Genomic DNA, 26,507 nt, shown 5'->3' with positions numbered 1-26,507 from the left:
ATGTACTTCCCCAGGCTCTATCCCGACGAGTTGCTGTACAGCGGCATAGCTCGGTGTCGGATACACCTGGGTATAAGTAGTCATAAAACACTGCTGAACATGCTATTCGGTGACACCAATGTTGCCGCTATAACCGACTTACCGACACACTTGGTTTCTCTGGCAAACACTACCGGGTTGGATACGGCGAACGTGATCATGCGTCACACGTTGTTTCCGCTATATGCCCCCTTTATCCCAGAGCAGCGGCGTATCGACCTCTTCAACGCGATGTTGTCATCCGGCCGGCCAACCATCGGTCTGGCAGGTGCCTCAACAGCTTTGGTCAAATGGCCTGAATGGCTTCGTTACTGCCCCGCTTGCTTCTCAGATATGGCAGCCAGGTTTGGTGAGCCCTACTGGAAACGAAGCTGGCAGATCCTGGGGGTCGATGCCTGCCTTGAGCATGGCTGTCACCTTCTGAATTCCCCCATTGCGTTTCGCAGAACGCAGCGGCATGAGTTTCATCCAGCCTCTCCACTGTTTCTGCCTCATGGGGCTTGCACGAAACGCGTAAGCGAGGAGTCGTTGAGGCTGGCCAAGGCCGTCGCCCAACTGCTAGCTCTCGAACAGGTGCAATCGCCCGGCTATGGGCATTGGACCAACCTGTATCGGCGCCTCGCTACAGAGTCTGGGGCTGGGCGGGGGCGTCAGGTGAGAGTGGAAGTCATCTGGGAGAAGGTGTTGGAGCATCACCGAAAGGATTGGCTTGCGGCAAATGGCCTGCTGGCATCCTGCGAACCGCCGCCCTGGTTAGTGGCAATGTTTCGCAAGCACCGCAAGGCCTTCAGCGCACTACAACATGTGGTTGTTTGGATCAGCCTCCGTCCGGACCAGCAAGTCGGTGAGGTGATACTCGAAGCGACTACCTGCCAAACTCAAGGGGCAGATGAAAGGCCCAGGCAAGATTTATCCAGTGACTACAACCAACGTGAAAGGAACAGAGCTCTTTGGCTGCAAGCTATTGAACGCTATGGCGGAGCAAAGTCTGCCAGGCAAAATGACGGAGGTGCTCGTTACGCCTGGCTCTATCGTCATGACAAAAACTGGCTTACAGCTGCGAACCAACGCATCTGTAACCGACTAGGCAATCATAGTCATATGGACTGGCAAGATCGCGATCGGAAATTAGTAAGGCAATTGCTGAAAATTGGTCAGATCAGTGAAGAACATCTAAGTCTGCCACGTAAAAGCCGTACATGGTTTATTCATCAGCTCCCCCATCGAAGTTCTATTGAGCACCATCTCAAGCAGCTCCCCCTATGCAGGCGCTTTCTCGAAAGATATGCCGAGTCTGTAGATGAATATCAGATTCGCCGTATTACAAGAGCAATTTTGGACGATTTACGAATGGGGAATGCTTCGAAGGGATGGGAGTTGAAGAGACGTTGTGGGCTGGAGGGTAGAAAAATCTCACCTCTAGCCAACAAATTTATACAAATGGTTATTTTAAGCTAAAGCTATTATGTGCTCATTGTTATGGATATATTGATTTTTTCTTTTTAAGGATTCGGTGTTGCGGTGCGAAGTGCTTTAGGTTATGCGGATTTGCCGACATGGACTTCTGTTTTTGCTTTCGGACGATTTCGCAGCAGCTCTAGGTTTTTTAATGGTTGGGGATATTCAGCTCTTATACAGGGTCCACAGCACCGAGTTTATGAAGATTTCCTTTGTGTTTCCTCTCTTAGGGATATGGGCGGGATATTTAGGCGTCCAAAAGTTGACGTTGCGTACAATTCTCACGGAGTAGTTGGGGCTTTCCCATTTCCGCCCATAGGAGAAATACTCGAGGGTCAGATTTCCGATTGTCCGGCTGCTCCTGGCCTCATCTTAAGCAGTAGTGATTTCTCGAAGCAGAGGTGTTTCTGCCTGGCTTTTGAGGAGGTGACCGTTTGGCTCCCCAAGCTTGAACTTGCGGGACAAATGTTCTTTTTTGAAAGATCACTAATACGATCTGCTTTTAGTCCTGGAGCGCTTGACTTCAATTTTTGTTTGTTTGAGCGCGAAGATGCGATTGAAATACGCGCACTTCCAGATGTAGGAATCTTAAGTTGGGCTTTTGATCAGGAATATTACAGGAGGCGGCTAGGCTGGTTACTGACAAAAAAGGATGTTCGTGATTCGTTTTTTTCGATCTGGCTGAGTATGAACAAGGAAAAGACTCTTGTGCCAGATGAAGGTTATGTCTGGGATTTTAACTTCACTCCGCCAGCTTCCTTATCTGGCTCTAATATGACAGTGATGGGGAGCCTCTCTGAAGATAAAAAGCACTTATTGGTGTGGGAAGTAGTTAAGATTGAAGTCCCTGTTAAATACGATAAGGAGATAATTTTTATCCATCCTGATTTGGAAGGTCCTGGTCCTTTGTGTAGTAAGGCATCAAATGGCTACGGGCTTCTAAATACTTCAACGGATAGCATCGCTTTCATAGGTGAGGTAAATACCTCAGTATCGTACTCCTCCGAACGCTAAAATTATTGCTTTCATCATTTTAGTCGAAAGGGGCGAGTCCTGGCACAAGGCGGCACGGATCTCAAACAAACCCTGCGGCCATCCTAGATATCATGGAAGAATCGGATGAAGCGTTTAAGAGGTTATTCGAAAAGTACCATTTCTAAGCAGGACGGTGGTTGGGGTTAGAATCTTCGCGCCTATGAGCCTTGTCCGTAATTGCACCCACCCGACAGCGAGTTGTATCTGCGCTGACCGCTGACGTCATTTACAACGACCAGTAGGTTGCACTTAGGTGACGGGGAGACAGCGGACATTGGGCGCCACCCGCTACAGCAGCGATGTATTGACAAGGAAGACGCACACGTCGGACCAAGTGGACCTAAACCCTTGGACACGCATCTTCCTTACCATCGACTTTTGTCCTAGCGGCGAGATGGCGATGTCACGTGGAATACGTTTCCGATCTCCATCTTATGCTTCGCGCGCAGAACGCTAAGCGGCGTCTCTGCGCCGTCCGGATCAATTCGAACGAGAAAGCCGTCCTTCGCCATTACCAGCGTGTGGCCTGCCGCTACCGCGGCCTGGTACGCAGCATGAGTAGCGTCGCCTGCGAGCTTGGCAATCAAGCCCTCCAAAGGATCAATTTCTTCAACGCTGCGCCCTGTCATGGTTTAGCCTCCGACGGCGTCTGATGCTCAAAATTCTGCTAGTGCTGCGGTAGCTCTCAAGAGAAGCGTTGTGCGATCGAGCGCACTGAATCGTTATCGCTAACACGCAAACGTCTCCGGCGTTTCTCTCGGGTATGAGCGCTTTTGGCTGCTTTCTTCCCTCACAAATGGCCGAATCGGCTTTGGACTCGACCCTATGTCCATCTCAGGCGGAGCTAGTGGCGGGGAGCTAGCCTCTAGTCGTCACCGGGCATAATCCTACGCATATATTGATCGAACATAGGCACGGTAAAGGCTGTGTCGCCGTGGTTCGGACTCCATATCATGCCTTTGCCAATCAGCGAACTACGAATCGGTCCGAGAGACTGGCTTGTTCGGTCCAAACGCGTAGCAATGTCGCTTGAGCGATGTGGGCCTTCTCCGAGCGAAGCCATGGCGCGCAGGTAGACTTTTTCCGCAACGTTCATTCGGTCGAATCGCACCCGGAAAAAGCTCTCGTCCAGCGACGCGATAGCGTGCGCCGAAGCACGCTGAATATCATTCAGCGTTATATGGTCATTGCTTGCAACCCCCCAGGCGCTGCTTCCCCACACCTGAACGAAGTAAGGGTAACCGAGCGTAATCTGAAAGACCTCGTCTGCGACTTCCGGATCTACAGTCACACCTTCGTCCTGTGCTGGTTTCACTAAAGCCAGACGCGCCTCGGACGGCTCCAATGGGCCGACCACGGGATAGTCAAAAAAGCGTTTCGCATAGGGCTTTGCACTCCCAGCACGGCCTCGAAGTTGAGGGAGACCCGCGCCGATTAGAGTAACTGGTAATGCCAGTTGAGAGGTGCGATGTAGCGCATTGATCAGCGCTGCAAGCTGTTCTTCCGCAACGTATTGCAGTTCATCCACGAAAATAACCAAGCAGGTTCCAGCTGCTTTCGCCACTTTACCGAGCTGGACTAACAACGCAGCAAGGCCGTCCTCCAAGTCACTATTGTCCGCCAAACCAGTTTCAGGTTCGTAGTCAACACCGACCTTAATGTCTCCAAACTTCACGTTCAAAGCGCTTGCAAATCCGGCCAGGGCCCGCAGGCCGGTTATGGCTGCGTCCTCAGCTGCTTCAATACGGCTCAGCCGTATCAAGGCAACGCGTAGCTGTGGAGCGAGTATCGCTGGAAGAGAGCGATGCTCAAACGCTTCAATATAGACGGTGTGAATACCGGCTGCTTCGGCATCACGCTGCATCTGGTTTAGCAGCACAGTTTTGCCTACTCCCCGCAACCCGACCATGATTAAGCTCCTAGCGGGCCGACCAATGCGGATTCGCTCAATCGAAACGCGCACCCGCTCAAGTAGTTCGTCACGGCCAGCAAGCTCAGGTGGTCGGGTGCCTGCGCCAGGGGAATAGGGGTTGCGAATGACATCCATAAGATTTATCTGATTTATAAGATTAACAACGCTCGGTAGTATGCGGATAGATTGCCTAATTTAAGTATGGTTGAAAACTCATCGACAGACCGCAATCGGCCGGTTCCGGCCTGCGACGATAGGCCACTAACGGCAAGAAGCGGATGTTTACTATGGCTCGATTTGAGGCTTGAACGCGCCTACTTACCGGGAGCGATTCAATATGGCCTTGCCAAATGTGGGACAGAGAGGGAGCTGTCCGTCGGCTACAAATATTCATAGCTCGGCTCCTTAGAGCGAGTTCTCGACCAGGTCAGGCCCCAAAGCGTGATATCACTGGGCTACAATCAGTCGCAGCACACACGCTCAGCCATCACGAATGCCCGGTGATGACTTGCGTAAATATGGATATTTCAATGCCTACCTCTGCTGCAACTCGAACAAATCCAACTCTGTCTTCCCCGCCGCCGTGTATTTCCCAGCGAGTAGGGACTTTCGCGCGCGTCACCGATAGGAAACCCGACTGTCTATGAATTATTTCATCGAAACGGCAGCCAACATCTTTGGCAATAGCAGGCTGCGAATCCCCCAGATTGAGGCCTACAGCAAAGCCTTGGAGCATTTTGCCAGCTCCAACGACGACGCATTGATCGTCCTGCCGACAGGTACGGGTAAAAGCGGGTTGATCTCGATCGTACCGTTCGGTCTGGCAAAGGGGCGCGTGCTGATCATCACGCCAGGCTTGGTAACGAAGCAGAGCATCCGAAAGACTCAGGATATGCTCGAAGATAATTTCTGGATAAATTTCGATGTGATTTTTAGTGCCGAAGATCTTCCGGTCACATGCGAATTCAACTCAGATACTCATCAGTCCAGCCTGGAGCAGGCCCACTTCGTCTATTCAAACATTCAGCAGATTCATAACGATCGAGGCCAATCGCTGACCAAGCGAGTCCCATCTGATTTTTTCGACCTCATCATCATCGATGAAGGGCACCACGCGCCGGCGAACAGCTGGCAAAAGACGTTGGCCCACTTCTCCAGCGCGAAGAAGATCTTCGTGACGGGTACACCGTTCCGCGGTGATAACCAAGAAGTACCAGGGAAGCTGATCCACAAGACGCCTCTGTCAGAGGTGATGCGTGATCGCTATGTGAAGTGGCTGAGGAAAGAGACGGTCAATGCCCATGAGCTCTACTTCACGATTGCTGATCGGCCAAGTGAGCGCTTCTCGAAGGAACAAGTCCTTGAAATCAAGGATCGCGAGTGGGTGCAACGCAGTGTGGCCCTATCGAAAGAGTGCTCGTTGGACGTCATAGACCAAAGCGTTTTGAGGCTGGAAGAACTCAGGAACTCCTCGCCAAACGTACCTCACAAAATCCTTGCCGTCGGTTGCAGCATCAGCCATGCCGAGGACCTGCGCACTTGGTACCAATCCAAGAACCTGACCTCATCGGTCGTTCATAGTGAGATGGAACAGTCGGAAATCGACTCCGCGTTCCGCGCGATTGATAACCATGAGTGCGATGTAGTCATCTCCGTGAACATGCTGATGGAAGGTTACGACCACCGGTATCTCACGGTTCTCGCACTGTTCCGGCCCTACCGCAGCAACAACGCCTTCGCACAGATCGTGGGACGGGTCCTGCGAGCTATACCAGCTGACGAGGTCACGGCTTTCGAGATCGATAACAATGCCGTTGTGATCTATCACGAAGAGACGGGCCTGGACGACATGTGGACCGCCTTTCAGACCGAGGTGGATGCTGCCAAACACCAGCGCAGCCGTGAATACACCATCACAGACGAGGATTACACTAGGAAAGATCATGGCCTTGCAGGTGTATCGGCATCCGACGCATTTGTGAGCGATCAGGACTCGTATCTTGGGGATCTAGACTTCAACAAGATTTTTTCCCAGAAAAGGGCCGAGGTTCAGTCCCTCGCAGCACAAAAGGTTCAGGCTGTTCCGGGGGTAGAACGCTATGACGCTGAAACGTTGGACCGGCTCAAGAGCTTCTTCCTCGACGCCGAGACGAGGATTGCTGCACAGACTATCGACCCGAACCTCGTGGCCAAACGTCCAGAGATCGCTCGCAAGCAGCTCCGTGGGATCCTGACGAAGAAGGCCCAAGACGAAGTCGCCACCTTGCTTAGCGATCTGAAGATAGACGAAAAAGCTTCTACTCTTTATCAGATATTCAAGAATCACCTGCCGATGGCGAAACCCGATATGCCGAACGACGGTATACTAGTGAGCTTTATCAACGCCAAGCTGGCTAAGAAGTTCGGTAGGGTTGCGGACCGCGACAATAGCTCACTGACCAAGTCGATTGAGCACGTGGAGGTAATTATGGGTGAACTGAGGAGCATGCTGAAATGAGTCTAGAATCCATCAAAATCCTTGTTGATGAGCTCTCGACTCTCCACGTAACCCGTGGTGTTCAGCCCAGTGAACTCATCGACAATCTCTTCGAAGACGACTACGTCGAGACCTCGGCACGAAAAACTTCGCAGGGTCTTGTGTTCGACATGACCTTTCAAGAGACGGATGATGACGGCTCGTCGAGCAAGGTCACCATGCGCTATACCTACGACCTCAGCCGTCATTTGGTGCTTGTTGAGCAAAAAGTCGCGGCCAAGCGGTTCAGCACTCAGTGGGATCGTGCCCGCGCTGTCCAAGAGCGGCTGGGCAGACTTGAAGCTCTGCTTGGTGAGCGGCTGCCGCAGGACAAGGTCGCTGAGATCCTTTCAACGATCCCCCATGACTACCTGGCACTCGCTCCTCGTCTGCAGTTGGTAGCCTAACCATGACCTTTACCTCACTGCGGCTGACCTTCAGCTAGCGAGGATCTCGCCGCAGTGAAACTGCTTAACGCGCTGATACGTCTCATACAGGGAAATGAGGTCATCCATGAGGCATGACCTCAAAAAGTGTCCTTCCTTCAAAATCGCATTGGCCTTGTTGAGGCTAGCCCTCTTACCTTGTCTTGCTGAGCGCGCCCCTCAGAAACGCGTGGATGCCGACCACCAATTCGATTAGCTGCTGCTGATCCAGCCCACTCCCACTTCAGGCTGCCGCATACCAGTATCAGCTTCTGGCCCAGAGTGTGTAAAAACGCTTCGTCAAAACTGAAGTGTGCGCGTCTACGTGAAATCTGTAATTTATCGGCACGTCAGCAGATGCGGATTTCGCCCAGATGCGCGATTTTCAGTTCGGTTTGAGTACCTGTCGCACTCGAAAACGTTTTTACACAGCCTCGGCCGGAAGCAGACGTTCAAAAGAGTCTGCGAATTCAGAGGCATACTCACACTACGGAAGGAGCTGTCATGATTCAGAGAATTAGGATGAAGGTATTTCCACGTTCTGAGCATGCAGATGCATATCAGACGTCCGAAGCGCTGCTTAAAGACGGCAAAACAGCTCCTTTCATGGAGGCCGGGTACTACTCGTCCTACAACAACGAGCCTTTGCACTTCTACTCGGGAGAATCACTGGTAGCAATTGCGACATTGCTGCTCGGAGAGGAGATGTCAGAGCTTCATAAGTTGTATGTGCACCCTAAAGCTCGGTCCGCCGGGATTGGCTTGGCCGCTGCTCAGATGGCGCTAGACCATCTGTTCAATGCCTATGGCGTACAACAGGTCATTGTTGACATACATGGAGACTCGCAAGGGTTCTGGGAAAGAGTCGTCGAGATCTACGCCGAACGAGCTGTGGTTATTGAGACGAACTGCTATTTCTTGGCTCCTGGCCAAGTAGCACAGACGCATTATCCTTGGGCATTCGATAGCTAACCGCTTCGGTTTTGAATTCCGGGTTGAATTGTTGGGTAGCGAACCAATTCCTTCAATTGGAGATACCGTCAATCGCTAACCATTCGCTTCAGAGGGACGCTACGCCGGCAAGCCGACTTCGCGCCCCTGAGCTCCAACGTGAATGACCACTTCTGACCGGTACGACCCCATCTGCGTCAGGCTGAAGTTGGAGGTGTCAGGCGCGATGTGCTGGAAAATCCAGCTGGTCATATATACAGTATTCATGGAAGAGCCTTCTCTCTCATCTACGCGGCGTCCCTGCACTGGTTCAGCTCTAGTTGATATCTGTGGGCAACCTGCTAGACGAGCGAATCATCGCGAGGCGCTGGTGGCTGGAACAGGTGAGGGGCGGATAAGGGACCGGGGCGACGGAGGCAGTACATGAACAAGCGACGAGTGAACTTGACCTTGACGATGCCTCGGTGTGGGTATTGCGGATCCTTCTGGGCGCCGCCGGAAGGTGTCAACGCGCGCAACGCCTTTTGTCCGCAATGTGCCGAGGCGCGTCGCGACATCGCGCGTGCGCATTTCCAGCTAATGCCCATCACGGCTGATGATGGTATGGATGGATACCTACAGCCCCGCTCCCTGGGAGGTGGTTGATCTTGGGCTCACTTGCACTTAGCGAAGAATGCCTCCATCTCCTTCACGGCTTGTTTCCCGCCAACGACGCCACCCGATCCGCCTAGGGTCTTTTTCCTGCCAGCATCCAAAGGCTGGCTCCACGCCTGCCAGTCATGTTGTCTCAGTGAGACGCGATCCCACTTTACGACGACCAGGCGCCTACCTACTTGACGCTCCCAGCGTACGCGTTGCGCTGACACGTCAGTAACCGTCCACTCTGGGGTAATTGGCAGTCGTCCGATTGCATCCAGGGCCTCGTTGGCTGTCTGGAACCGAGCAGCCGGCTCATCGCACAGCATCTTGCGTATGGCCCGTCGCCAAGCCGCCGGCACATGAGGGAGCCACTTAAGTCGATCGGCAAAGGCTCCGGCCCTGACGGTATCCCTGGGACGGCCGACTTCTGAGTCATACCATTGTTTGCCATGCAGCAACCGGTAGAGCGTCATGCCCAACGCCCAAATGTCCGTTTTGGCGCTAGTACCTGAGCCATGCCAAACCTCGAATGCGACGTGATCAAGGTAGCCTGCCTGATCTGCATACCCGAGCAAGAGATCGTCGGTCACAAGGCCAAAGTCGCCAAGCAACGCGACGCCGGTGTGGTCGATCAAGATGTTTCCAGGCTTGATGTCACGATGCAGCATCCCGCGAGCGTGCAACGCGCTCAGCCCAAGCAAGACTTCGGTTGCGGCTTTGCGGACGGAGGACAGCGTCATGGGCCCTCTTTCGTAGGCGCTCATCAGCGATCCGCCTGCGCAGTGCGCCATGACAAAGCGGATGGAATCGCCTTCCTCACTGATGTGGTAAACCTGCACCACATTTCGGTGCGTGGCTTTTGAAAGGAACTGTGCTTCGGCTAAGAAGCCGCGTTTGTGCATCTGCCAATCTGCATCGGTGTGGGTGGGCTTGCGGGAAAGGACCTTTACCGCCACCCGGCCGTGGACATTGTCGTCACCCTGGAACACTTCACCGAAATGCCCATTGCCTAGTTTCGCGCCGATGACGAGCTTCGGAAGTACTACAGTCACTTACGGCTCCTCGCGGCAATCACCTGCATCGCGGCTTCGCGGCTGCCTTTCCTTAGCTTGCCGCCCTCCACATTCGCATCCCAGAAACCGTCGTCCTTGACGTACTCATCAACCTTACGATTGCCGAATGTACGACTGATCTGGGCCTTCTTCAGTACCTTCGTCTCGCATACCGAAGCGCAGGCGGCGATGATCACACCTCGCAGCTCTGCGCTTTCGAGGAGGCCAAGCTTCGCGGCGCTCTGTGGGAGTGCACTTGCCTTGATCACGGCCTTCGCAATCTTGTTCTCTCGCAGGTAGTCACCACAACGTTGAAACATCGTGGCGTAGGCTGCGCCGCGATCACCTTTGGCAAGTTTCCAGGTCGCGTCCATAACGATCGTGATGGGCTCATCAGCGTCGTCCGGGATCTCGGTATCGATGATAATGACGTCCTCACCTGCAACAACAAACCCCACGCAACGCGATCCCATTCCGTTACATCCTGTATCACCGGTTGAAAGCCAATAACGGTAACCGAGTCCTTAGCGAGGCGTCGAGTTCACAGGAACGCTTTTTCATTGAGCAGGCAGCAGAATCGGTCAGGGAAATCTGCTTATCCGGTGTTTCGTTGAGCTGAGCCTCGATTTCCTTGAGTTCATGCATGTCAGGACGCCTACTTCAAGGAGCGCTGATCGCGGTGACAAATCAGATTGAGGCAATGGAAGGAAAATGAATTTCAGGTTCTGGACTATTACCTCGACAATGCCTGAGTCCCCCTTGAACTCGCTTGAGACGGGGCCTCGATTCCCTATGGATCCTCAAAGCATAAAAGATGGTCGGCTTTGTCACGGCTGATCAGTCCGCTTTTGGCCGGGAGCGGTCGATCAAGACTGGCGGCTATCGGCTGTGGACTCAACCGGTCGACGCAACAGCGTGGTTAAAGCACTCGGCAGGGGTCGAGTATCCCAGAGTCTTTCTGGGGCGCTCGTTCAACTGCCGAGCGACTACATCCAGCTCATCCTGCGAGTAGAGCGAGAGATCCATTCCCTTCGGGAAGTACTGCCGTAGCAGGCCGTTGGTATTTTCATTCGTCCCTCGCTGCCAGGGATTTTGCGGATCGCAGAAATAGACCTGGATGTCCGTCGCCAGGGTAAAGCGCTTGTGTGCGGCCATCTCCTTGCCGCGATCCCAGGTCAGTGATCGGTATAGCTCCTGAGGCAGTCGCCGGGCATTTTGGATCAGCGCGTTCACCACTGTCTCGGTATCTTTTCCACCCACCTTTACCAGCATCACGTAGCGGCTGTGGCGCTCTACCAGCGTGGCAATCTGGCTGTTCTTGCTGCCGCACAACAGATCCCCTTCCCAGTGCCCTGGTACCGCACGATCCTCCACGCAGGCTGGCCGTTCGCTGATGGAAATCGTATCGCTGATGCGGCCATGGTTGTCGGTTTTCTGGGTGTGATGGCGTGAGCGGCGCATGGCCCGGCTGCGGCGCAGATGCTCCAGTAATTCCTTCTTCAATGCGCCACGGGCCTGGATGAAGAGGCTCCGGTAGATGGTCTCGTGTGACACCTGACTGGCCGCGTCCGGGTATGTTCGCTTCAACCATCCAGCGATCTGCTCGGGCGACCACTGAATCTGAAGCTTCTCCGCAACAAGCTGCGCCAACTTCGGACACTGAGCAAGCTTGCACAGCTTTGGGCGATGAGCCCTATCCCATGCCGCTTGTTCGGCTTCATTGGCGCGGTAAGACCGACGACCACCGTTACGGCTAATCTCGCGACTGACGGTGGATGGGGCGCGCTCCAAGCGTAGTGCGATTTGCCGAATCGACTGGCCAACTGCAAGTGCACGTGAGATCTCTTCGCGCTCAACCAGCGTTAGCGACAACCTGGAGCGTCGTCGCGCGGCTGGGCGGATGCCTCCTGTCTCGGCAAGAATTCGCTGGATCGAAGAATGGTTTCGATCGAACAGCTGCGCGATCTTCTGGAGTGAATCACCTGCCTTCCAGCGATCCCACATCAACGCCTTCTGGCTTTCGGTGTAGTAGATCCGAGGTCTTTGCTTCATCTGCAACACCCTCCTGCTTACGCAGGGTTCAGTGTGTTGCGTTCACCGGTTGAGTCCACAGCCAATAGCAGACCTTGGACGCGCAGCTACACTCCTTAACGCAGCCAAGAGCCGCGTGGTCTTCCCTCCCGTATCTCTGAAACTTAAGCAAAACAGAGAGTCGCGCAAGAGCAGGGAAGGCTATCAATCACAGCAGGAGGAAACAGCTGACACCCAAAAGCTACGCTTTTGTGCGTCGTTGACTTAGTCAAGGAGGGGCCACTCGGCCCCTTAAGGAGAGAGTGGAATGATGCAAGTTCGTCCAGATCTTACCATTTCGCCTGACGGCGAGATCCGAAACCGTCTTAGGACTTTTCTTCCTTTATGGGAAGAGAATTTGACCTTGCCGGAATCTTTTAAACTTGACGTCCAATTTATCAATCAAGAACATCGGCATTACAGCGGTGCTGCTTGCGCTCAGATGGTTTCCGCTTTTCACAATGTACCTTGCCCGACTCAGGATGAGATTATGAACGACTTGGGCGCTAGGGATTTTAGAGGGATAAAGCACGAGAGCTTTGAAGTTCTCCTTAGTGATATGTTAGTGAGGCGAACAGGACTCCTTCCATCTCATTATTCGCCAGCAATACACATAGCACCTAAAATTGGGGACGGTATCGCAGCCACTGATTTTATTCGCGGATATCCACAAACTATTTATATCGCGAATCACGATTTTTATATATTCAAGCGCTTATTGGTCGCCAGGAGCGCACCACTTATTGGCAGGATTCATTTCACTACTGATCTTTACCCGATGGATGATGAGATTGCGCAGTATCTGGATGTGACCGGTCATGCCATAGTCTTTATTGGCTACAACTCCGAGGGATTTATTGTTCACGATCCTTGGAGTGCCAAGGCATTTGGTGGACATCGCGGTGGGGCTAATAGACTTATCCCCTATGCTGAACTGAGGGACGTAACTCCACTGGTCAACTGCTCGAAAGACGATATAGAAATGGCAGACCAACTCGGCATCTATTTTGAGCACCTATCTCAAGCAGTTTATCCAGGTCGCGATATATCAGGGAGAGTTGCACTATACTGGCCAGGCATTGAAGGGGTGGCCGCCAAGCGGTGGGTAATAAATGACGTATCTGCAAGTTTTAGCACTGCAAGCGCAATTTCATTTCATTCTCAACACTGCGCGCTGAGCAGTTTCGAACTGCGGCCAGGGCAAACAAGGTATATTCCCTTCACTATCAATGCTGGCGACCGCACTGGTTCTTTCCAGCTTAGTGTTGAGGTTAGCGCCAGAGTTACATGTCCTTCATTCCCATGGATCATTCATCATAAGCCAGTAGATGAAGTTATTAAGGCTAAAACCTCCTACCGAGTATCAGTCCAAGACATCGATTGGTTCCGCGCTTATGCAATGACTTAACTCACTCCGTCGTTGCATATAAACAGTATCAGCGGACCATCAAAGCATAACTTTCTGCACTGAACTCCAATGTTAATGTCCTCAATCGACCAAAAGCAGCCTGAGGCGGGTGACTGCTTTTGGCCGATAGCCGACTTGGCAGGCTGTCCACTGTCGGTCAGAGGCAGAGCCAGCTCGCAGTGCCCTAACTGCCTACCCCCTGCCATAAAGAAAGGGGTGCTAGACTCCTTCGGGGTCTAGCACCCCAACGTTGCGCCACCACAGCCCTGGCCAGTCAAGACTCGACCCTCAGCTGGTCAGGGCTTTCATTTTGTGGGCATTGAGGTGGGTGGACTCGCACTCAATGCCCGTGACCCTTCTCTTCGCGATTCGCATACAGCCTCCTGTCAGCGAGACTTCACTCTAGCGTTGCGCCACCACCACCCCGACCAATCAAGACTCGACCCTCAGCGGGTTCAGGGCTTTCATTTTGTGGGCATCAAGGTGGGTGGGCTGGCACCCGATGCCCCAGACCCTCCTATGCATTTGCCTTGGCCCTCCCGGCTCGTTTTGGTTTGGCGGATGGAGCGGATGGCGGCGGAGGCACAGGGGCACTCGACGCCTGCTTGGCGGCTTCAGCCGCTTTCGCTGCCTCCTGGAGCGCAACCCAATGAGCGCGGATTGCCTCGATATCGCCATAGGCACCAATCTCTGGCAGTCGCTCGATGAAGCGGCCATACAGGCCATCCTGGACCTTGTTGCTTTGGCGCATCCACTCAACCGCAGCGTTAGGATTGGTGAGCATCACATAGTGAAATTCGCCAGATGCCCCTGGCTTGGTAATGATGAATTGCAGATCCCGAAGCGTCTTCATCCGGCGACGCCAGGTATCCACGGCCCGCTCACCGAGGAATCCCGCTTCAGCAGCCAAAGTGCTGGGATTCTCGATCGTAATGACAGGATGATCGGGCATGCGCACCCATAGACAGAACAGTACGTGGCCGGCAGGCTGTCCCTTCGACTGAGCGTCGATGATCTGCATGGCAATGGGCAGGGTCCGAGGAATCGTGCTGAAGCCGTCGTGAGTTTTACGCGACCATTTGCACGCCTCGGGCACGTCGGGGAAGTGAACCAGCATCAATTGCTGGGCGCGTTCTGCCATCGTTAAGCGACGTTTTGCAGACTGTTTTGCGTTGGCCATTTTGAAGCCCTTATCCGATTTCGGTTGAGCTCAGTGTCCAAGCATCCATGGACGATGACAAACCGTCATTACGCGCACATATCGCGCATTTTTATGCATGCGAATGAACGATACAGAGCATCCAAATACGTGATATGAGGCTAGTTGATATAGACGAATTGCGCGATATCGCACACGGGAAGCTTATAAACGCTTGATTTTCATAGTCTAATTTTTAGATTTCGGTGCTCGTCGTGCTGATCGTCCTCGCCGTACTCAATGTCCTCACCGTGCTGATAGGGTGTAGGGTCTGGGAAGAGGGGCTTGCTGACGCGGAACAACCCACAACTTTTTCGCGGCAGAAGCCCCAATCGCTTTCATCACTAGGACGAAAGAGCCTGGCCGAAGCCGGGCTCTGGTTGCCTGCTACAGCAATGGCCAGTTGGTCTGCCCATGAGCGATCACGCCAGGCGTGCGCCCGTAGCGCTCAGCCAAAGATGGCGCCAAATCAGGAAGTGGATCCTCAAGGTACGGGATCATCATGGCCACGTATTCATCGAAAGATGGGTGCTTACGCCACTGCCCCTCATCGATAGCGCTGCGATATGAGCGGTCGAACCATCCGCGCAGCACCAAGATTCCCCCCTTAATACGCTCTTCCAGAGGAACGGCACTGCGCGCCTTGGCATTACCATCCTTTTTCAAGGCTTCCCGCTCCACGTAAGTGCCTGGGCGGTAGCCCGTAATCTCGTGGACCTCCATAACCCGCTCATGAATCTGGCGGTGCTGTTGCTGATCCTCTTTAAGATCCGCAGCGAACCGAAAGTCACAGTAGAGGCAATGCGCGACGGCATTAGGGCCAGTAGGTGAATCCAGATACTGATCAATTACAGCCTGAAACCGGCTGCTCAGCTCGTGATAGTTTCGGAGACCGAGAAGGTCAGCCGCAGCGCGATCGAGCCGCTTGCTATAAGGCAGTTCAGGATGAATTTGCTTGAGATGCTTGGCGTGACGCTTGACGTTCTGGACGTCAGCAAAAGTCGGGGTGTGTTGCATGGTCAGCCTCCAAGGGCTGGGCCTGGTGTCCACTACGAGAACCCATACAGGGTTGGTATGAAACGGGTGAAATCACGATAGTGCTATTGCTTCGCCAGAGTGGACGGCGGGCACCTACCGAACGTGCCTGTAGCTAGGCTACTCGGTTACCAAATGTCCCCGCAAGATTCTAAAAATAGGCTGCGTCCATTGCCGGTTTCATGCGGTGAGGTGCCCCGTCTTGGCCGATTAGCGTCCCCTGCTCTCGCTAGCCATCCTTGTCCTCCCACCCGTGGAGGAGTTGCCATAAACATCGTCGCTACCTGCAGCCGTTAGTCTTGGAACAACGGAATCAACTGCCCGGTGCTTGGCTAGCTGGTGTAGTGGGGTCTCGTAGCAACGTGATGTGACTAGCCATCTTCGGCGGACCGAGACCTATTCCTGTGCATCAGAATCAGCACACGTTGTCAGAAATTCGAGTAGCTCATCCAGAGAGCTCGACCATCGCAATCTTCCGATAGACCTCTCGACTGACCTGGAATGGCTCGTGTAGACCACGAAAGGGGTACAGACCACACCTACAATTTGTGTGAAGCCCGACAGGTCGAAGTTGTCGCCGACCCTCTGAGCGTTAAGCTGATCGACGATACCTGACCAGTAGTCAACGCCTCTATCCACGGTTGAAGCTGCATTGCGAATGGCGTTGTGGGCGCCCTGGTCATACTCGCGCGTGTACGGGATGCTCTTGCAAGAGACCAAAAGAATTGTGCCATTGTAGGCGCCGATTGCGTCGATATCGGTCAAGGCTCGCCCATTAAGATTCAGTGTTTTCTGGCGCAGCGCCCGGGAGGACCGGTCGGCCCAGCGGCTTTGGTCAATGACGTCCTGGACCAGGTCCTCAAACTTAATCGCTCGCGCATTAGCGACATGTCCTTGAATCCTTGGGAACTGGAGCCAAGCCAGAAAACCCATAGAGGCGGCCCACATGTCGATGCAAACGTAGTCGCCGGTAATTTTCACTGGGGCTCCATGAGCAAGGGGCCAGACCTCACCTTTGAACGCCAGGCAGCTGCGGCTAAACGCCGCGAAATCATTGGGCGCTTGGAACTGCGGAAGGTGCAGCCTGATTTCGTCACAAACGTTGGCGTACTCTTTTTCACCGGCCTCAGCCCACTCACTGGGATCAACGATGAAGTAGCCGACTTCCATGACCCGAAGACATGAGAAGCGTCGTGTTTTGAGTAAGTGCCCCCCGAGCATCACTGAGATCAGGCAAAGCGACGAATTGGAGTCAATTGCGTTGCCCGCCATTGCAGGCAGACGATAGAGCTCGAACAACCGCGTAAGGTCGAGGTCTGCAGGGCCGAACCTAATCAGAACCTTCACATCATCCTCATAGATCGCCGCGTTGGGATGCCCTTTGAGAAGCTCTTGGGGCGAGAACTTTCGATCTTCGTGCAGCCCCCAGAATGCGCGAGAAATATCCACCATTCTCTCGGCGTCGACGTCCGCAAGCCCGCGAGCTAACCCGACTTGGCCCATTGCGATACTAAGGAATGTATCTGCCATATAGTTATGGCGCTGATCATAAAGCCTTAATGCTGCCGCCAGCGTCGGGTTGAGTACCGGTCGTGGGAGAGGTGAGGGAACATTGGTTAAAGGGGCGAACACGGCACCTGCCAAAAGACGGCCTCTGAGTGCTTTACGGCCGTCATTGCCAAAGCGGTAATCGAATCCCTTGCTCGCCAATCGAAAGCCGAGCTGCAAGTCGGAGACGATCACGGTGAATGCCATTAGGCGAGCAATGTGTTCTAGCGTGCCCCCGTCGGTGGGAAAGACAAAGCCGCTAGGTCCGAAGGCAGCGGGCTCTGCCGCTTGACTACGATTTGCATAGACTTCGGCCAGAACGCGAGTGTTAGCACCGGTAGAAGACAATCTTCCATCAAAAAACACGTTGGGTATGCGCCGTAGGTAATATATCCACCGCATAGTTGAGTACGCATTCAGGTCCGCCTCAAACTCTGTCTCCATTGCCTGAATGCATTGAGTGAAGAATGTGCTGCTCTCCCGGGCGGGCAGCAATGCTGCGGATTGGGCATCTTGAAAGAAACCGTGCTGCTGAAGTTTCCGCTCAAGCTCGACGAGGTGCTTGCCCATGTCAGATAGGAATTTTGTGTTTTTTGGAATTTCTAGAAGTGCACTGCTCATAAGTATCTGTTCAGCGTTAGGCAACCTTGGGCTCTGACCTGAAGATCGAGGCTAGCCATAAGGATGATGGGGGATGAGTAAGGAAACCATCGGAGCAGCTGCAAACAGATGGTTGGGCTTGGTGGCTCCGGTTGGGCGCATTTTTGTGCCCAAATCTAAAATCGTGCTGGAGCATGCCCTTTCAAAGTTCGGCGCAATAACCCTACAACCTTGCCAGCAGGGGCCAGCAGTTGGTGAGCTTCATCTGCTCTAAGCACAATGCGATCAGGCCGATATCGTGAAGTTGGTGTGCGCTAGCTAGTCCGCTACGTAGTTCTGCTCACCATCAGTTCGCTGGGGCTGGGTAACGCAGCCTCTCCACAATCCCACCCCGCTAGGCGCCCGGCAATTGGATGAAACTTTATTTTCACAGCTTTGGCCTGGGTGGGGCGCCCTGATAGGAAATTGGATGATACTTTAACCGCGTCTGCTATTTTCTAATTGGATACAAACCCTAGCCTGATTTCTTCAATAGTATCTTATCTAGTTGATTTATATGGTCTTTTTGCGGACATGTAGATAGATGGTTTATATTTGGATTGGATGAAACTTTATTTTCATCCCACACCTCCTGCTCAGGCGTCATTGGGCGGCGCCTGCGAGGTATCGATCTCTCGCCTAGTTGTAATGGTAATGATTCGCGATTAAGGTGCTCGCGGTTGCCATGCCATTCATGGTTTTTCGCGCTTGTTTGCCCGAGGCGTGCCTGTGTCGTTACATGAATCGGATTCCGTCGTCCCCCTAGAGATGTTGTACGGCACTCACCACGGCTGGCTGCATGGCTGGCTGCGGCGCACGGTTGGCTGTACGCAACAGGCGGCGGATCTGGCCCAAGACACCTTTGTGCGGCTGCTGATGCGTGGCCAGCCAATCAGCGACCGGGCGCCTCGTGCTTTGCTGGCGCGTATCGCGCGTGGACTGGTGATCGACCACTGGCGCCGAGATGCGCTGGAGCGCGCCTATCTTGAAGCGCTGGCGCAATTGCCCGAGCCTAGCTACCCCTCGCCCGAGGTTCGTCACGAGGCGTTGCAATGCCTCGAGCGCATCGCGCAGATGCTAGACGGCGTCAAGCCTGTGGTACGTGAAGCCTTTCTGCTGTATCAGCTCGGCGGCCTGAACCATGCCCAAGTGGCGCTGGAGTTGGGTGTGTCCAGCCGTACCGTGGAGCGCCATGTGGCCGGCGCCCTGCTGCATTGTTATCGCGTGTGCTACGAGACGGCGCCGTGAGGGCGGCGGCCGAGCGTCTGCCAGAGGCCATCGTACGGGCGGCTATCGAGTGGCAGATGCGGCTGCGCACCGATGCCCGGTGCGGCGAGCTTGATAACCAACTGCAGGACTGGTTGCGCCAGGACAAGCGACACTTGCTGGCCTGGCAACGGTTGCGGCAACTGGACGGCCTGTTTCATGACAGCCAATTGCCCGCTGCGGCGCACACCATTCCGCTGTTACGGCGCGCTGAAGCCGACCTCGGCCGCCGCCGCACGCTGAAGCTACTCGGCTTTGGCCTGGCGACAGCAAGCGCGGCGTTACTGGCAACGACCGCAGCGCCGGGCTGGCGCGCCGACCTTGTCACTGCCACCGGTGAGCGCCGGCGGTTGGATCTGGCGGCTGGTGTCGAGGTTTTGCTCAACACCGGCAGCGCGCTGGATGTGCAGGGCGACGAATTGGTGCTGCGTTCCGGTGAATTGCTGGTGGAAGGTGCGCAGTGGCGTCTTCGCTGTCGCTTCGCCAGTTGTGCTGGGCGACAGGCGCGGGGGCTGGTGCGCGAGCGCGACGGTTATAGCGAGATTCGAGTGCAAAGCGGCGAGATGCTCGTCTCTGCCGAGTCCGGGCAACGCCTTTTGCAGGCGGGAGAGGGCGTGGGCGTATCGGCGACGGGGTTTATGACGCTGCGTCGGAGCCCTATCGATCCCTTTGCCTGGGCGCGTGGCTTACTGGTGGTCAGTGATATCAGCCTGGCTGATTTTCTCGCTGAAGCGGGGCGCTATCGACAGGGTTGGCTGGGGTGCGATCCCGAGGTGGCCGATCTTCGGCTGTCCGGGATATTCCGGCTGGATGAACCCGCCTTGATGCTGCGCAACCTTACCCACCTGTTGCCTGTGGAAATTGTCGAGCGGACCCGCTGGTGGGTGCGCATCGTGCCGATCGCTTGAGCGCTGTCGGGCCATCGACAGCAACAGATAAATAATTTGTCGGAATTTTCTGGCTCATCCGGTTAGGGAATATCACTCCCTCAATGGATACCGTCATGCGTTGTGCCAGCCCTCTTCCATTTCCTCTTCAGGCCCGTACCCTGCCCGCTGCGGTCTGCCTGGCGTTAGCTTTGATCGGTGGCACCACCAGCCTTACGGCGCAGGCCGCTTCTCCAGTTTCGGCTACTGCAGCGCCGAGTGTCCCGGCCGGGCCGCTGGAGCAGGCGCTCACTGACTACGCCGAGCGCGCGGGCATTACTCTTTCCTATTCCCCCGAGCTGGTCGGCGATTTGACCAGCCCGGGCGTGATGGGTGGCGGGTCGTTGGACGATGGGCTGGCGGCCTTGCTAAGCGGTACTGGACTGGTCGCGCAGAAGACGGCGGCCGGCTATGTAGTAATTCCTGCCAAGCCGGAGGCCACCTACCAGCTTGCGCCTGCCACCATCGAAGCCACATCGGTACAGAGCGCCTTCGCGCCGGTTCAGGGTTATTTCGCCAGTAATGCCAGCAGTGCCAGCAAGACGGATAAGCCCATCCTGGAAACCGCCCAAAGCGTGAGTGTGGTGACGGCCGAGCAGATCGCCGATCGCAAGGTGAACAAGGTCGAAGACGCCGTCGCCTACGCCGCGGGTGTACGGGTCGGCGGTTCAGGCCTGGATCCGCGCTTCGACACGATCAATGTCCGGGGTTTCGAGACCACGCAGTCCGCCGACTTTCTCGATGGCCTGCGTCAGGCGGGCAGTGGCTGGCTAGCCTTGCCTTCCATCGAGGCGTACAGCCTGGAGCGCATTGAAGTGCTCAAGGGCCCGGCTTCGGTGCTATACGGGCAGATCAGCCCCGGCGGCATGGTCAACCGGGTAAGCAAGCGACCAAGCCTCTTGGCGAAGAACGAGGTTGAGATTCAGGCCGGCAACTACAACCATCGCCAGGGTCAGTTCGATGTCGGCGGCAAGCTGGATGAAGCCGGCGATGTGTTGTTCCGCACCGTCGGCATTTATCGTGATGCGGAATATTCCATCGAGCAGATGGACAACGACACCCGCCTGCTGGCGCCTTCGCTGAGCTGGCAGATCGATCCGGATACCAGCCTGACCCTGCTGGCGCAATACCAGGAGCGGCAGACGGCGGCCTCGCCAATGTTGTACCAGGACGGCGAGCGGCTCACTGACTTCTGGCAGGGCGATGAATATTTCGACAAGCTTGAACAGCGCAAGTGGACGGTCGGCTACGAGTTCGAGCATGCCTTCAATGAATCTTTCAGCCTGCAGCAGAATCTGCGGTATGGGCAGCTGGATACCACCAATCAGTATCTGGATATCACGGGCGTCACGGATGGCCACATTCTTGATCGTGCCACTGCGGGCAGCTACGAGGAGATGGCATCGCTGTCCACCGACACCCGCCTGGTGAGTCGCTTCGCCACCGGCAACCTGCAACACACCTTGGTCAGTGGAGTGGACTATGCGTGGATCGACACGTCCCTCCTGTACGCCACCGGCGAAGCGCCATCCATTGATCGAGACGCGCCGGACTACCACCAGCCCGTTGCGCGTCCCGACGATGTACAGGTCGACAGGGATGGACTGGAACATCGCGCCGGCGTGTATCTGCAGGATCAGATCGAAATCGACCGTTGGCGTCTGTCCGCCGGACTGCGCCGCGACTGGGTGCACGCGCGCTCCAACGGCTATCAGTTCGGCAGCGAGATCGACCCGACCAAGACCAGTGATTCGGCAATCACTGGCCAGATCGGTGCGCTCTACCTGTTCGACAACGGACTGGCGCCCTACGCCAGCTATGCCACCTCGTTTCAACCAGAGAGCGGCTCCGATGCCAGCGGCAAACGCTACGAGCCGACCGAGGGTGAGCAGTACGAAGTCGGGCTCAAGTACCAGCCGCCGGGTAGCAGCACCATGCTGACCGCCTCGCTTTATCACCTGACGCAAACCAATGTGCTGACGCGTGATCTGGTCAATCCGCTCTATAGCGTACAAACCGGCGAGCAGGTATCCCGTGGTCTTGAACTGGAGGCGGTCTCTGACCTGACTGACCGCTTACGGATGAACGCCAGCTATAGCTTCAACGATGCCGAGGTCACCAAGGACACCGACTACGAAGGCAATGCGCCGAAAAACGTACCGCGCCACCTGGCGTCGCTGTGGCTGGATTACCGCCTGCCATTCGGGTTGGGCTTTTCCGCTGGCGCACGCTACACCGGCAGCACCTATGGCGACGGTGACAACACCGTGAAGAACGAGGACTACACATTGTTCGATGCAGGCGTGCACTACGACTTCGGAGGCGACCTGGATGGTGTGCGACTGGCGCTGAACTCACGCAACCTGACCGACAAACGTTATATCAATTGCCAGGATGGCTTCTGCTACCGCGGCGAAGCGCGCAGCGTCATCACCAGCCTGAGCTACAGCTGGTGATCGCCATGGGCTGGCTGCGAGCCGCAGCAATCGTACTGGGTGCCCTGCTCTTGGGTGGCTTGAATGTCGCCCGTGCCGAGCCGGTCACGTTGGACGGCACCGAGCAATGGATGATGAAGAGTGCCGAAGGGCGCGAATACCGCATCATAATCAGCTTGCCGGAGGGCGAGGTGCCTTATACCGGCGGCTATCGAGTGATCTACCTGCTCGACGCCAATGCCTATTTTCCGGCCTTCCATGCCGCCAAGCGCGCCCAGGAGCGCATGCAATCCACGATAATCGTGGGCATCGGCTATCCGAGCGATACGCCGCTGGATTTCAAACGTCGCGCATTCGACCTGTCGCCACCACAACTCCCCGAGCGCAACGACCCTCCGCAAGGAGGTCAGGACCTGTTTCTCGATTTCATCGAGGACCGCCTGATGCCGAAAGTCGCCGAGCGATTCAAGGTCGACCAGGACCAGCGCAGCCTGGTAGGGCACTCATTCGGCGGTATGTTCGGCATTTACGCGCTTTTCACCCGGCCGGCGTTATTCCAGCATGTGGTGGCGATCAGCCCGAGCCTGTGGTGGCGTGATCGCTACCTGCTGGAGCATGAACGTGCATTTGCCAAACAGGCCCATGCCGGTCAGCTGGATCTGACTCACCGGAGCCTGACGATGTGGGTCGGTGATCGAGAAATGCCGCAGGAAATCCAGGACGTGCGCGCGCTGCAGCTGAGGCTTCAGGATCTTTCGCAATATGGGCTTCGTAGCGACTTTCAGATCGAGGCGGGTGAGGATCACATGTCCGTGCCGTTCCGCGTTGCCACCCGGGTATTGGATGAATTGACCAGTACCCGCCGTTTCTGAGTGATTGTCTTGCCACAGCACCATGCGGCGTTGATGCCGCGCATTGACTGGGAGCCTGACGGTCGCTTGGCCGGACCGCTTCGAAATCAGCCTTCAAGCGCAGCGGATCCAAGTGATGCCGGTCCGTAGGATCGCTCATAGCATTCCGCGCGCCTGCAGCAGCGCCATGACCTGCTCGGCGAGCACCTCGGGTGGCGCTTCGCCCGCTGGCAGGTGGAGCTCTGGCGCGCTCGGTGGTTCGTAGCGACTGCCGATGCCGGTGAAGTTGGGCAGCTGGCCGGCTCTTGCTTTGCGGTACAAGCCCTTGGGATCGCGCGCCTCGCAGACTTCCAGCGAGGCGTCGACGAATATCTCGAAAAATTCGCCCGGCTCCAGTAACTCGCGCACCATTTGCCGCTCACTGCGAAACGGCGAAATGAAGCTGACCAGCACGATCAGCCCGGCATCCACCATCAGCCGTGCGACTTCCCCCACCCGGCGAATGTTTTCGATTCGATCGGCGTCGCTGAAGCCAAGGTCCCGATTGAGACCATGGCGTACGTTGTCGCCGTCCAGGATCATGGTGCGTTTGCCCAGAGAGTGAAGCTGCTGTTCGACCAGGTCCGCCACGGTCGATTTACCCGCCCCGGACAATCCGGTAAACCAGAGGGCGCACGGCTTCTGCCCGTTGATCGCCGCTCGCGCGGCCTTGTCCACCATCATCGCATGCCGATAAAGGTGCGCATCCGGCTTTGCTCTCACCCGCAGGATTTCTTGAATGCCAGGCGGCTCGGCCTGGTGTAGCGGGGAGCCTGTATGAGCCATGGGGACCTCTTCAGTGGGCTGAATCATCTGAAAACACGTCTTCGGCGTAGCCGAAGCGGGCTGCAACCGGACCGGTGACGGCCTGGATGACCGCCAGCTCCTCGTCGCTGAAGGTCGGCCGGTAATAGCCGGGGGCGTGCAGGCTCGCTGCGGCGGTGTCCAACCAGTCGGCTGCAACGGGCAGGTCGCTGTGCTCGAACACCCGTGCCAGCGTGGTCCGCGGCTCACCGCACAGCGCTTCGTAGCGCACCATCAGACAGGCATGGCGCAACGCGTCGTCGTCCGCCAACACGTCGGCGACATGGTTGTAGATCATCGCCCAGTACTGCGCCCAGCCCTCCACCTCACGGCCCGATGCCCAGAGCTCGGTGATCTTGCGGGTCAGGGCGGTGTCGCCGGTATTGATCGCCCGCCGGTCGAGGCCGAACTCGTAATGCCCGACCCGACGCATGTGTTCCAGGGCTCTGGGCTCAGCACATTCGCCGGTGACGAACAGGCGGTGCTGCTTGATCAGCGAAGCGATATGCCAGACCGGATCGCGGATCGCCAGCACGAAACGGGCATCGGGATAAAGACGATGCAGGTATGTCAGCCGGACCAGGTTGTAGTTGCCCTTGGCCACATAGCGCTGGCGTTTACGCACGGCTAGTAGCTTGCGCAGGTGCTCCGCGTAGAAGCGCTCGAACTCGGGATGCGCGTGCTGCCGGCCCATGACCGAGCTGCGGCCTGGATCGTGGGCGTCAGGGAAAAACGCCATCCAGAGAACTTCCTCGAACGCTTCCGGGCTTTGCGAGGTGATGCTGATGCCATCCTGGTGAGCGCGCTCCTTCGCGACTTCGGTCGCGCGCGGCACCATCTCCAGCCAGCGGTTCCACCAGTAGGGTGTCAGCACCGGCGGATAGTCGATGTAGCGATGGCTGGTCACCTGTGGGTGCGCGGCCAGTTGTTCGAGTAACACGGTGGTGCCCGAACGGGCCAATCCGGCGACGAAGATCGGCCGATCCACCCGCACGTCCACAATAATATCGGCGACCGCTCGGGTCTCCAGGTTGCCGAGTCGGATCCACGATCGCGGGTTTCGATGAATCCACCCACTGAGCAGATGCATCCAGGTCGGTACGTGGAAGCCCGGATCGGCATTGGTTCGCTTCGCAGTAGCGCTCGCCAGGTCATTCATTCCACATGCGCCCAGCGGTAGGTGAGCAGGGACACCAATGCCATGGTGGGCAATAGAATGGCCAACCAAGAGCGCATCCAGGGCGGCCCAAAAGGCAGGTAAGCGCGCTGTGGCAGACCGATGCTGACGCGCTCTAGTCCAGTTTCACCCGGTAAGTAACCCAGTGGGTTGGCAACCAGCCAGTTCCACCACTGACGCCGTTCGATGACGGGGATCGGTGCGGTTAACGCGATTTCCACCATCTCGCTGCCGGCAATACCGATGCGGACCAACGGAATGTCGCTGTCGGCGATCCACTCGGTGAAATCGGGTTCGGGCTCGACCATCATCGCGGGTGGATCATCGCGATCCGGGAAATCATAGCTGTAGGTATGATCGATCCAGGTCAGCAACGCCAGCAGCGGCAGCATGGAGAGTAGGGTAGGGGCCAGTACCAGGCCAAGATGGCGAAATGCAGCGCTGAATTGGCCACGAATCAATGGGCCGGCCTCCGCGATATCGCCGTCGAACTCGCTCAACCGGCGACGGGCTTCGCGGGCTTCTCGCTTGGCCTGCCCTATCCGCGCCTGCGGCGAGATCAGCCGATACAGCAGCAGCGTGCCGGCGCCAGCCATGATCGCCCAGATGACCAACCGTGCGCCGGCCGGTAGCAATGTCGCCAGCAGAGTGTCAACCGCGGCGAACAGTGGTCCGGGCAGATCGAGTATTCCCATGACAAACCTCCCACACAACGGACCGTTTGGCTGCTATCTCCAGGGCTGCCAGGCGGTGCGCTGGGCCGGCAAGCAGAGTTGGCGGTCACCCGGTTCAGGAGCGTGTGGAATCCCGGTTGCTCTCTGGCTCGACGACGGGCTTTGCGGTACCGCTGAGAGTCGCCGCAGCGGCAAGCTGTTCGGCCTTGCGCCGCCGCCGCATGCGGCGGATCGGCCACATCACCACGTAGAAGACGGCGACGCCAACTGCCGCCACCAGACCCCACAACGCCGTCAACAGCCCCAGTCCCGCGCCCGGACCCACATAGGCGTGGACGATCTGCGGAAGCGTTACAGCCGCGAGGATAAAAACCGTCGTGCAGCTTCGGATGTGTCGAGAATTCATGTCGT

Annotated in this window: 25 protein-coding genes; 11 read left to right on the top strand and 14 right to left on the bottom strand. The window is 56.1% G+C overall.

The window, feature by feature from the left end; translation table 11 throughout:
- Positions 1–1,497: a TnsD family Tn7-like transposition protein gene (locus CH92_RS21330; RefSeq protein ID WP_025243795.1), complete on the top strand. Its 1,497-nt coding sequence runs from the start codon at positions 1–3 to the stop codon at positions 1,495–1,497.
- Positions 1,498–1,560: 63 nt separating this feature from the next.
- The gene (locus tag CH92_RS21995; protein ID WP_144381068.1) at positions 1,561–2,511 is read left to right on the top strand and encodes a hypothetical protein; all 951 of its coding nucleotides are present in this window, start codon (positions 1,561–1,563) and stop codon (positions 2,509–2,511) included.
- A gap of 404 nt (positions 2,512–2,915) precedes the next feature.
- On the opposite strand, the gene CH92_RS21320 is transcribed toward CH92_RS21995, so the two are convergent.
- On the bottom strand, positions 2,916–3,161 hold the full coding sequence (locus CH92_RS21320) for a hypothetical protein (protein ID WP_025243793.1): 246 nt from the start codon (positions 3,159–3,161) through the stop codon (positions 2,916–2,918).
- Positions 3,162–3,397: 236 nt separating this feature from the next.
- Positions 3,398–4,579, bottom strand: a complete 1,182-nt coding sequence (locus CH92_RS21315) for an ATP-binding protein (RefSeq protein WP_025243792.1) — start codon at positions 4,577–4,579, stop codon at positions 3,398–3,400.
- A 508-nt stretch (positions 4,580–5,087) separates the two neighbouring features.
- On the opposite strand from CH92_RS21315, the gene CH92_RS21310 reads away from it, so the two are divergent.
- The 3 genes from CH92_RS21310 (at position 5,088) to CH92_RS21300 (ending at position 8,356) form a co-directional block, all read left to right on the top strand.
- Complete coding sequence (locus CH92_RS21310) at positions 5,088–6,941, top strand: DEAD/DEAH box helicase (RefSeq protein WP_025243791.1); 1,854 nt, start codon at positions 5,088–5,090, stop codon at positions 6,939–6,941.
- A complete protein-coding gene (locus tag CH92_RS21305) occupies positions 6,938–7,366 on the top strand; it encodes a hypothetical protein (RefSeq protein WP_025243790.1) in 429 nt (142 codons plus the stop codon). Before CH92_RS21310 ends, CH92_RS21305 begins: the two co-directional genes overlap by 4 nt.
- 522 nt (positions 7,367–7,888) lie before the next feature.
- Positions 7,889–8,356 carry a GNAT family N-acetyltransferase gene (locus CH92_RS21300; RefSeq protein WP_025243789.1) on the top strand — a complete coding sequence of 156 codons (468 nt, stop codon included), beginning with the start codon at positions 7,889–7,891 and terminating at the stop codon, positions 8,354–8,356.
- 99 nt (positions 8,357–8,455) lie between these two features.
- On the opposite strand, the gene CH92_RS22075 is transcribed toward CH92_RS21300, so the two are convergent.
- The 5 genes from CH92_RS22075 to CH92_RS21285 all read right to left on the bottom strand — a co-directional run bounded on the left by CH92_RS22075 (position 8,456) and on the right by CH92_RS21285 (position 12,078).
- A complete protein-coding gene (locus CH92_RS22075; protein WP_158491129.1) occupies positions 8,456–8,602 on the bottom strand; it encodes a hypothetical protein in 147 nt (48 codons plus the stop codon).
- 386 nt (positions 8,603–8,988) lie between these two features.
- On the bottom strand, positions 8,989–10,026 hold the full coding sequence (locus tag CH92_RS21295; RefSeq protein WP_025243788.1) for a serine/threonine-protein kinase: 1,038 nt from the start codon (positions 10,024–10,026) through the stop codon (positions 8,989–8,991).
- The gene (locus tag CH92_RS21290) at positions 10,023–10,499 is read right to left on the bottom strand and encodes a hypothetical protein (protein ID WP_025243787.1); all 477 of its coding nucleotides are present in this window, start codon (positions 10,497–10,499) and stop codon (positions 10,023–10,025) included. Before CH92_RS21290 ends, CH92_RS21295 begins: the two co-directional genes overlap by 4 nt.
- A 16-nt stretch (positions 10,500–10,515) precedes the next feature.
- Positions 10,516–10,671 (bottom strand): hypothetical protein, encoded by a 156-nt coding sequence (locus tag CH92_RS22510; RefSeq protein WP_158491128.1) that lies wholly within the window; start codon positions 10,669–10,671, stop codon positions 10,516–10,518.
- 249 nt (positions 10,672–10,920) lie between these two features.
- Entirely contained in the window at positions 10,921–12,078 is a 1,158-nt protein-coding gene (locus CH92_RS21285) for an IS30 family transposase (RefSeq protein WP_025243786.1), read from the bottom strand.
- A 286-nt stretch (positions 12,079–12,364) separates the two neighbouring features.
- Here CH92_RS21285 and CH92_RS21990 point away from each other — a divergent pair, with 286 nt between their 5' ends.
- Positions 12,365–13,504, top strand: a complete 1,140-nt coding sequence (locus CH92_RS21990; protein ID WP_144381066.1) for a hypothetical protein — start codon at positions 12,365–12,367, stop codon at positions 13,502–13,504.
- Positions 13,505–14,021: 517 nt separating this feature from the next.
- Here the strand turns inward: CH92_RS21990 and CH92_RS21275 are convergent.
- The 3 genes from CH92_RS21275 to CH92_RS21265 form a co-directional block, all read right to left on the bottom strand.
- Positions 14,022–14,684 carry a hypothetical protein gene (locus CH92_RS21275; protein ID WP_200869632.1) on the bottom strand — a complete coding sequence of 221 codons (663 nt, stop codon included), beginning with the start codon at positions 14,682–14,684 and terminating at the stop codon, positions 14,022–14,024.
- Between the two features lie 405 nt (positions 14,685–15,089).
- Positions 15,090–15,719 (bottom strand): hypothetical protein, encoded by a 630-nt coding sequence (locus tag CH92_RS21270; protein WP_025243783.1) that lies wholly within the window; start codon positions 15,717–15,719, stop codon positions 15,090–15,092.
- 414 nt (positions 15,720–16,133) lie between these two features.
- The gene (locus CH92_RS21265; protein WP_144381064.1) at positions 16,134–17,906 is read right to left on the bottom strand and encodes a hypothetical protein; all 1,773 of its coding nucleotides are present in this window, start codon (positions 17,904–17,906) and stop codon (positions 16,134–16,136) included.
- Positions 17,907–17,979: 73 nt separating this feature from the next.
- On the opposite strand from CH92_RS21265, the gene CH92_RS21260 reads away from it, so the two are divergent.
- The 5 genes from CH92_RS21260 to CH92_RS21240 all read left to right on the top strand — a co-directional run bounded on the left by CH92_RS21260 (position 17,980) and on the right by CH92_RS21240 (position 23,423).
- Positions 17,980–18,159 (top strand): hypothetical protein, encoded by a 180-nt coding sequence (locus tag CH92_RS21260; RefSeq protein WP_025243781.1) that lies wholly within the window; start codon positions 17,980–17,982, stop codon positions 18,157–18,159.
- A 533-nt stretch (positions 18,160–18,692) separates the two neighbouring features.
- On the top strand, positions 18,693–19,172 hold the full coding sequence (locus CH92_RS21255; protein ID WP_051517576.1) for a sigma-70 family RNA polymerase sigma factor: 480 nt from the start codon (positions 18,693–18,695) through the stop codon (positions 19,170–19,172).
- The gene (locus CH92_RS21250; RefSeq protein WP_025243779.1) at positions 19,169–20,098 is read left to right on the top strand and encodes a DUF4880 domain-containing protein; all 930 of its coding nucleotides are present in this window, start codon (positions 19,169–19,171) and stop codon (positions 20,096–20,098) included. The genes CH92_RS21255 and CH92_RS21250 overlap by 4 nt, the downstream gene beginning before the upstream one ends.
- A gap of 95 nt (positions 20,099–20,193) precedes the next feature.
- Positions 20,194–22,572, top strand: coding sequence for a TonB-dependent siderophore receptor (locus tag CH92_RS21245; protein ID WP_235206178.1), 2,379 nt, complete (start codon positions 20,194–20,196; stop codon positions 22,570–22,572).
- Between the two features lie 5 nt (positions 22,573–22,577).
- Positions 22,578–23,423 (top strand): alpha/beta hydrolase, encoded by an 846-nt coding sequence (locus tag CH92_RS21240; protein WP_038623637.1) that lies wholly within the window; start codon positions 22,578–22,580, stop codon positions 23,421–23,423.
- A 135-nt stretch (positions 23,424–23,558) separates the two neighbouring features.
- Here CH92_RS21240 and cysC read toward each other — a convergent pair whose 3' ends face one another.
- From cysC to CH92_RS21220, 4 genes are all read right to left on the bottom strand, one after another.
- Positions 23,559–24,227, bottom strand: coding sequence for an adenylyl-sulfate kinase (gene cysC, locus CH92_RS21235; RefSeq protein WP_025243776.1), 669 nt, complete (start codon positions 24,225–24,227; stop codon positions 23,559–23,561).
- Between the two features lie 10 nt (positions 24,228–24,237).
- Entirely contained in the window at positions 24,238–25,404 is a 1,167-nt protein-coding gene (locus CH92_RS21230; RefSeq protein ID WP_038623210.1) for a sulfotransferase family protein, read from the bottom strand.
- A complete protein-coding gene (locus CH92_RS21225) occupies positions 25,401–26,117 on the bottom strand; it encodes a hypothetical protein (protein ID WP_025243774.1) in 717 nt (238 codons plus the stop codon). Before CH92_RS21225 ends, CH92_RS21230 begins: the two co-directional genes overlap by 4 nt.
- Positions 26,118–26,211: 94 nt before the next feature.
- Complete coding sequence (locus CH92_RS21220; RefSeq protein WP_025243773.1) at positions 26,212–26,502, bottom strand: hypothetical protein; 291 nt, start codon at positions 26,500–26,502, stop codon at positions 26,212–26,214.
- Positions 26,503–26,507: the final 5 nt, after the last annotated feature.

Origin of the sequence: Stutzerimonas stutzeri (assembly GCF_000590475.1) — a bacterium.
GTDB lineage: Bacteria > Pseudomonadota > Gammaproteobacteria > Pseudomonadales > Pseudomonadaceae > Stutzerimonas > Stutzerimonas stutzeri_D.
Note: the sequence above shows the minus strand (reverse complement) of the source record. Positions and strands in the feature narration are given on the sequence as shown.

Bases quoted from the DNA above. Each gene is read 5' to 3' on its own strand.
- CH92_RS21330 (WP_025243795.1), top strand. From the start codon at position 1: ATGTACTTCCCCAGGCTCTATCCCGACGAGTTGCTGTACAGCGGCATA.
- CH92_RS21320 (WP_025243793.1), bottom strand. From the start codon at position 3,161: ATGACAGGGCGCAGCGTTGAAGAAATTGATCCTTTGGAGGGCTTGATT.
- CH92_RS21315 (WP_025243792.1), bottom strand. From the start codon at position 4,579: ATGGATGTCATTCGCAACCCCTATTCCCCTGGCGCAGGCACCCGACCA.
- CH92_RS21310 (WP_025243791.1), top strand. From the start codon at position 5,088: ATGAATTATTTCATCGAAACGGCAGCCAACATCTTTGGCAATAGCAGG.
- CH92_RS21305 (WP_025243790.1), top strand. From the start codon at position 6,938: ATGAGTCTAGAATCCATCAAAATCCTTGTTGATGAGCTCTCGACTCTC.
- CH92_RS21300 (WP_025243789.1), top strand. From the start codon at position 7,889: ATGATTCAGAGAATTAGGATGAAGGTATTTCCACGTTCTGAGCATGCA.
- CH92_RS22075 (WP_158491129.1), bottom strand. From the start codon at position 8,602: ATGAATACTGTATATATGACCAGCTGGATTTTCCAGCACATCGCGCCT.
- CH92_RS21290 (WP_025243787.1), bottom strand. From the start codon at position 10,499: ATGGGATCGCGTTGCGTGGGGTTTGTTGTTGCAGGTGAGGACGTCATT.
- CH92_RS22510 (WP_158491128.1), bottom strand. From the start codon at position 10,671: ATGCATGAACTCAAGGAAATCGAGGCTCAGCTCAACGAAACACCGGAT.
- CH92_RS21285 (WP_025243786.1), bottom strand. From the start codon at position 12,078: ATGAAGCAAAGACCTCGGATCTACTACACCGAAAGCCAGAAGGCGTTG.
- CH92_RS21990 (WP_144381066.1), top strand. From the start codon at position 12,365: ATGATGCAAGTTCGTCCAGATCTTACCATTTCGCCTGACGGCGAGATC.
- CH92_RS21275 (WP_200869632.1), bottom strand. From the start codon at position 14,684: ATGGCCAACGCAAAACAGTCTGCAAAACGTCGCTTAACGATGGCAGAA.
- CH92_RS21270 (WP_025243783.1), bottom strand. From the start codon at position 15,719: ATGCAACACACCCCGACTTTTGCTGACGTCCAGAACGTCAAGCGTCAC.
- CH92_RS21265 (WP_144381064.1), bottom strand. From the start codon at position 17,906: ATGAGCAGTGCACTTCTAGAAATTCCAAAAAACACAAAATTCCTATCT.
- CH92_RS21260 (WP_025243781.1), top strand. From the start codon at position 17,980: ATGAGTAAGGAAACCATCGGAGCAGCTGCAAACAGATGGTTGGGCTTG.
- CH92_RS21255 (WP_051517576.1), top strand. From the start codon at position 18,693: ATGTTGTACGGCACTCACCACGGCTGGCTGCATGGCTGGCTGCGGCGC.
- CH92_RS21245 (WP_235206178.1), top strand. From the start codon at position 20,194: ATGCGTTGTGCCAGCCCTCTTCCATTTCCTCTTCAGGCCCGTACCCTG.
- CH92_RS21240 (WP_038623637.1), top strand. From the start codon at position 22,578: ATGGGCTGGCTGCGAGCCGCAGCAATCGTACTGGGTGCCCTGCTCTTG.
- cysC (WP_025243776.1), bottom strand. From the start codon at position 24,227: ATGGCTCATACAGGCTCCCCGCTACACCAGGCCGAGCCGCCTGGCATT.
- CH92_RS21230 (WP_038623210.1), bottom strand. From the start codon at position 25,404: ATGAATGACCTGGCGAGCGCTACTGCGAAGCGAACCAATGCCGATCCG.
- CH92_RS21225 (WP_025243774.1), bottom strand. From the start codon at position 26,117: ATGGGAATACTCGATCTGCCCGGACCACTGTTCGCCGCGGTTGACACT.
- CH92_RS21220 (WP_025243773.1), bottom strand. From the start codon at position 26,502: ATGAATTCTCGACACATCCGAAGCTGCACGACGGTTTTTATCCTCGCG.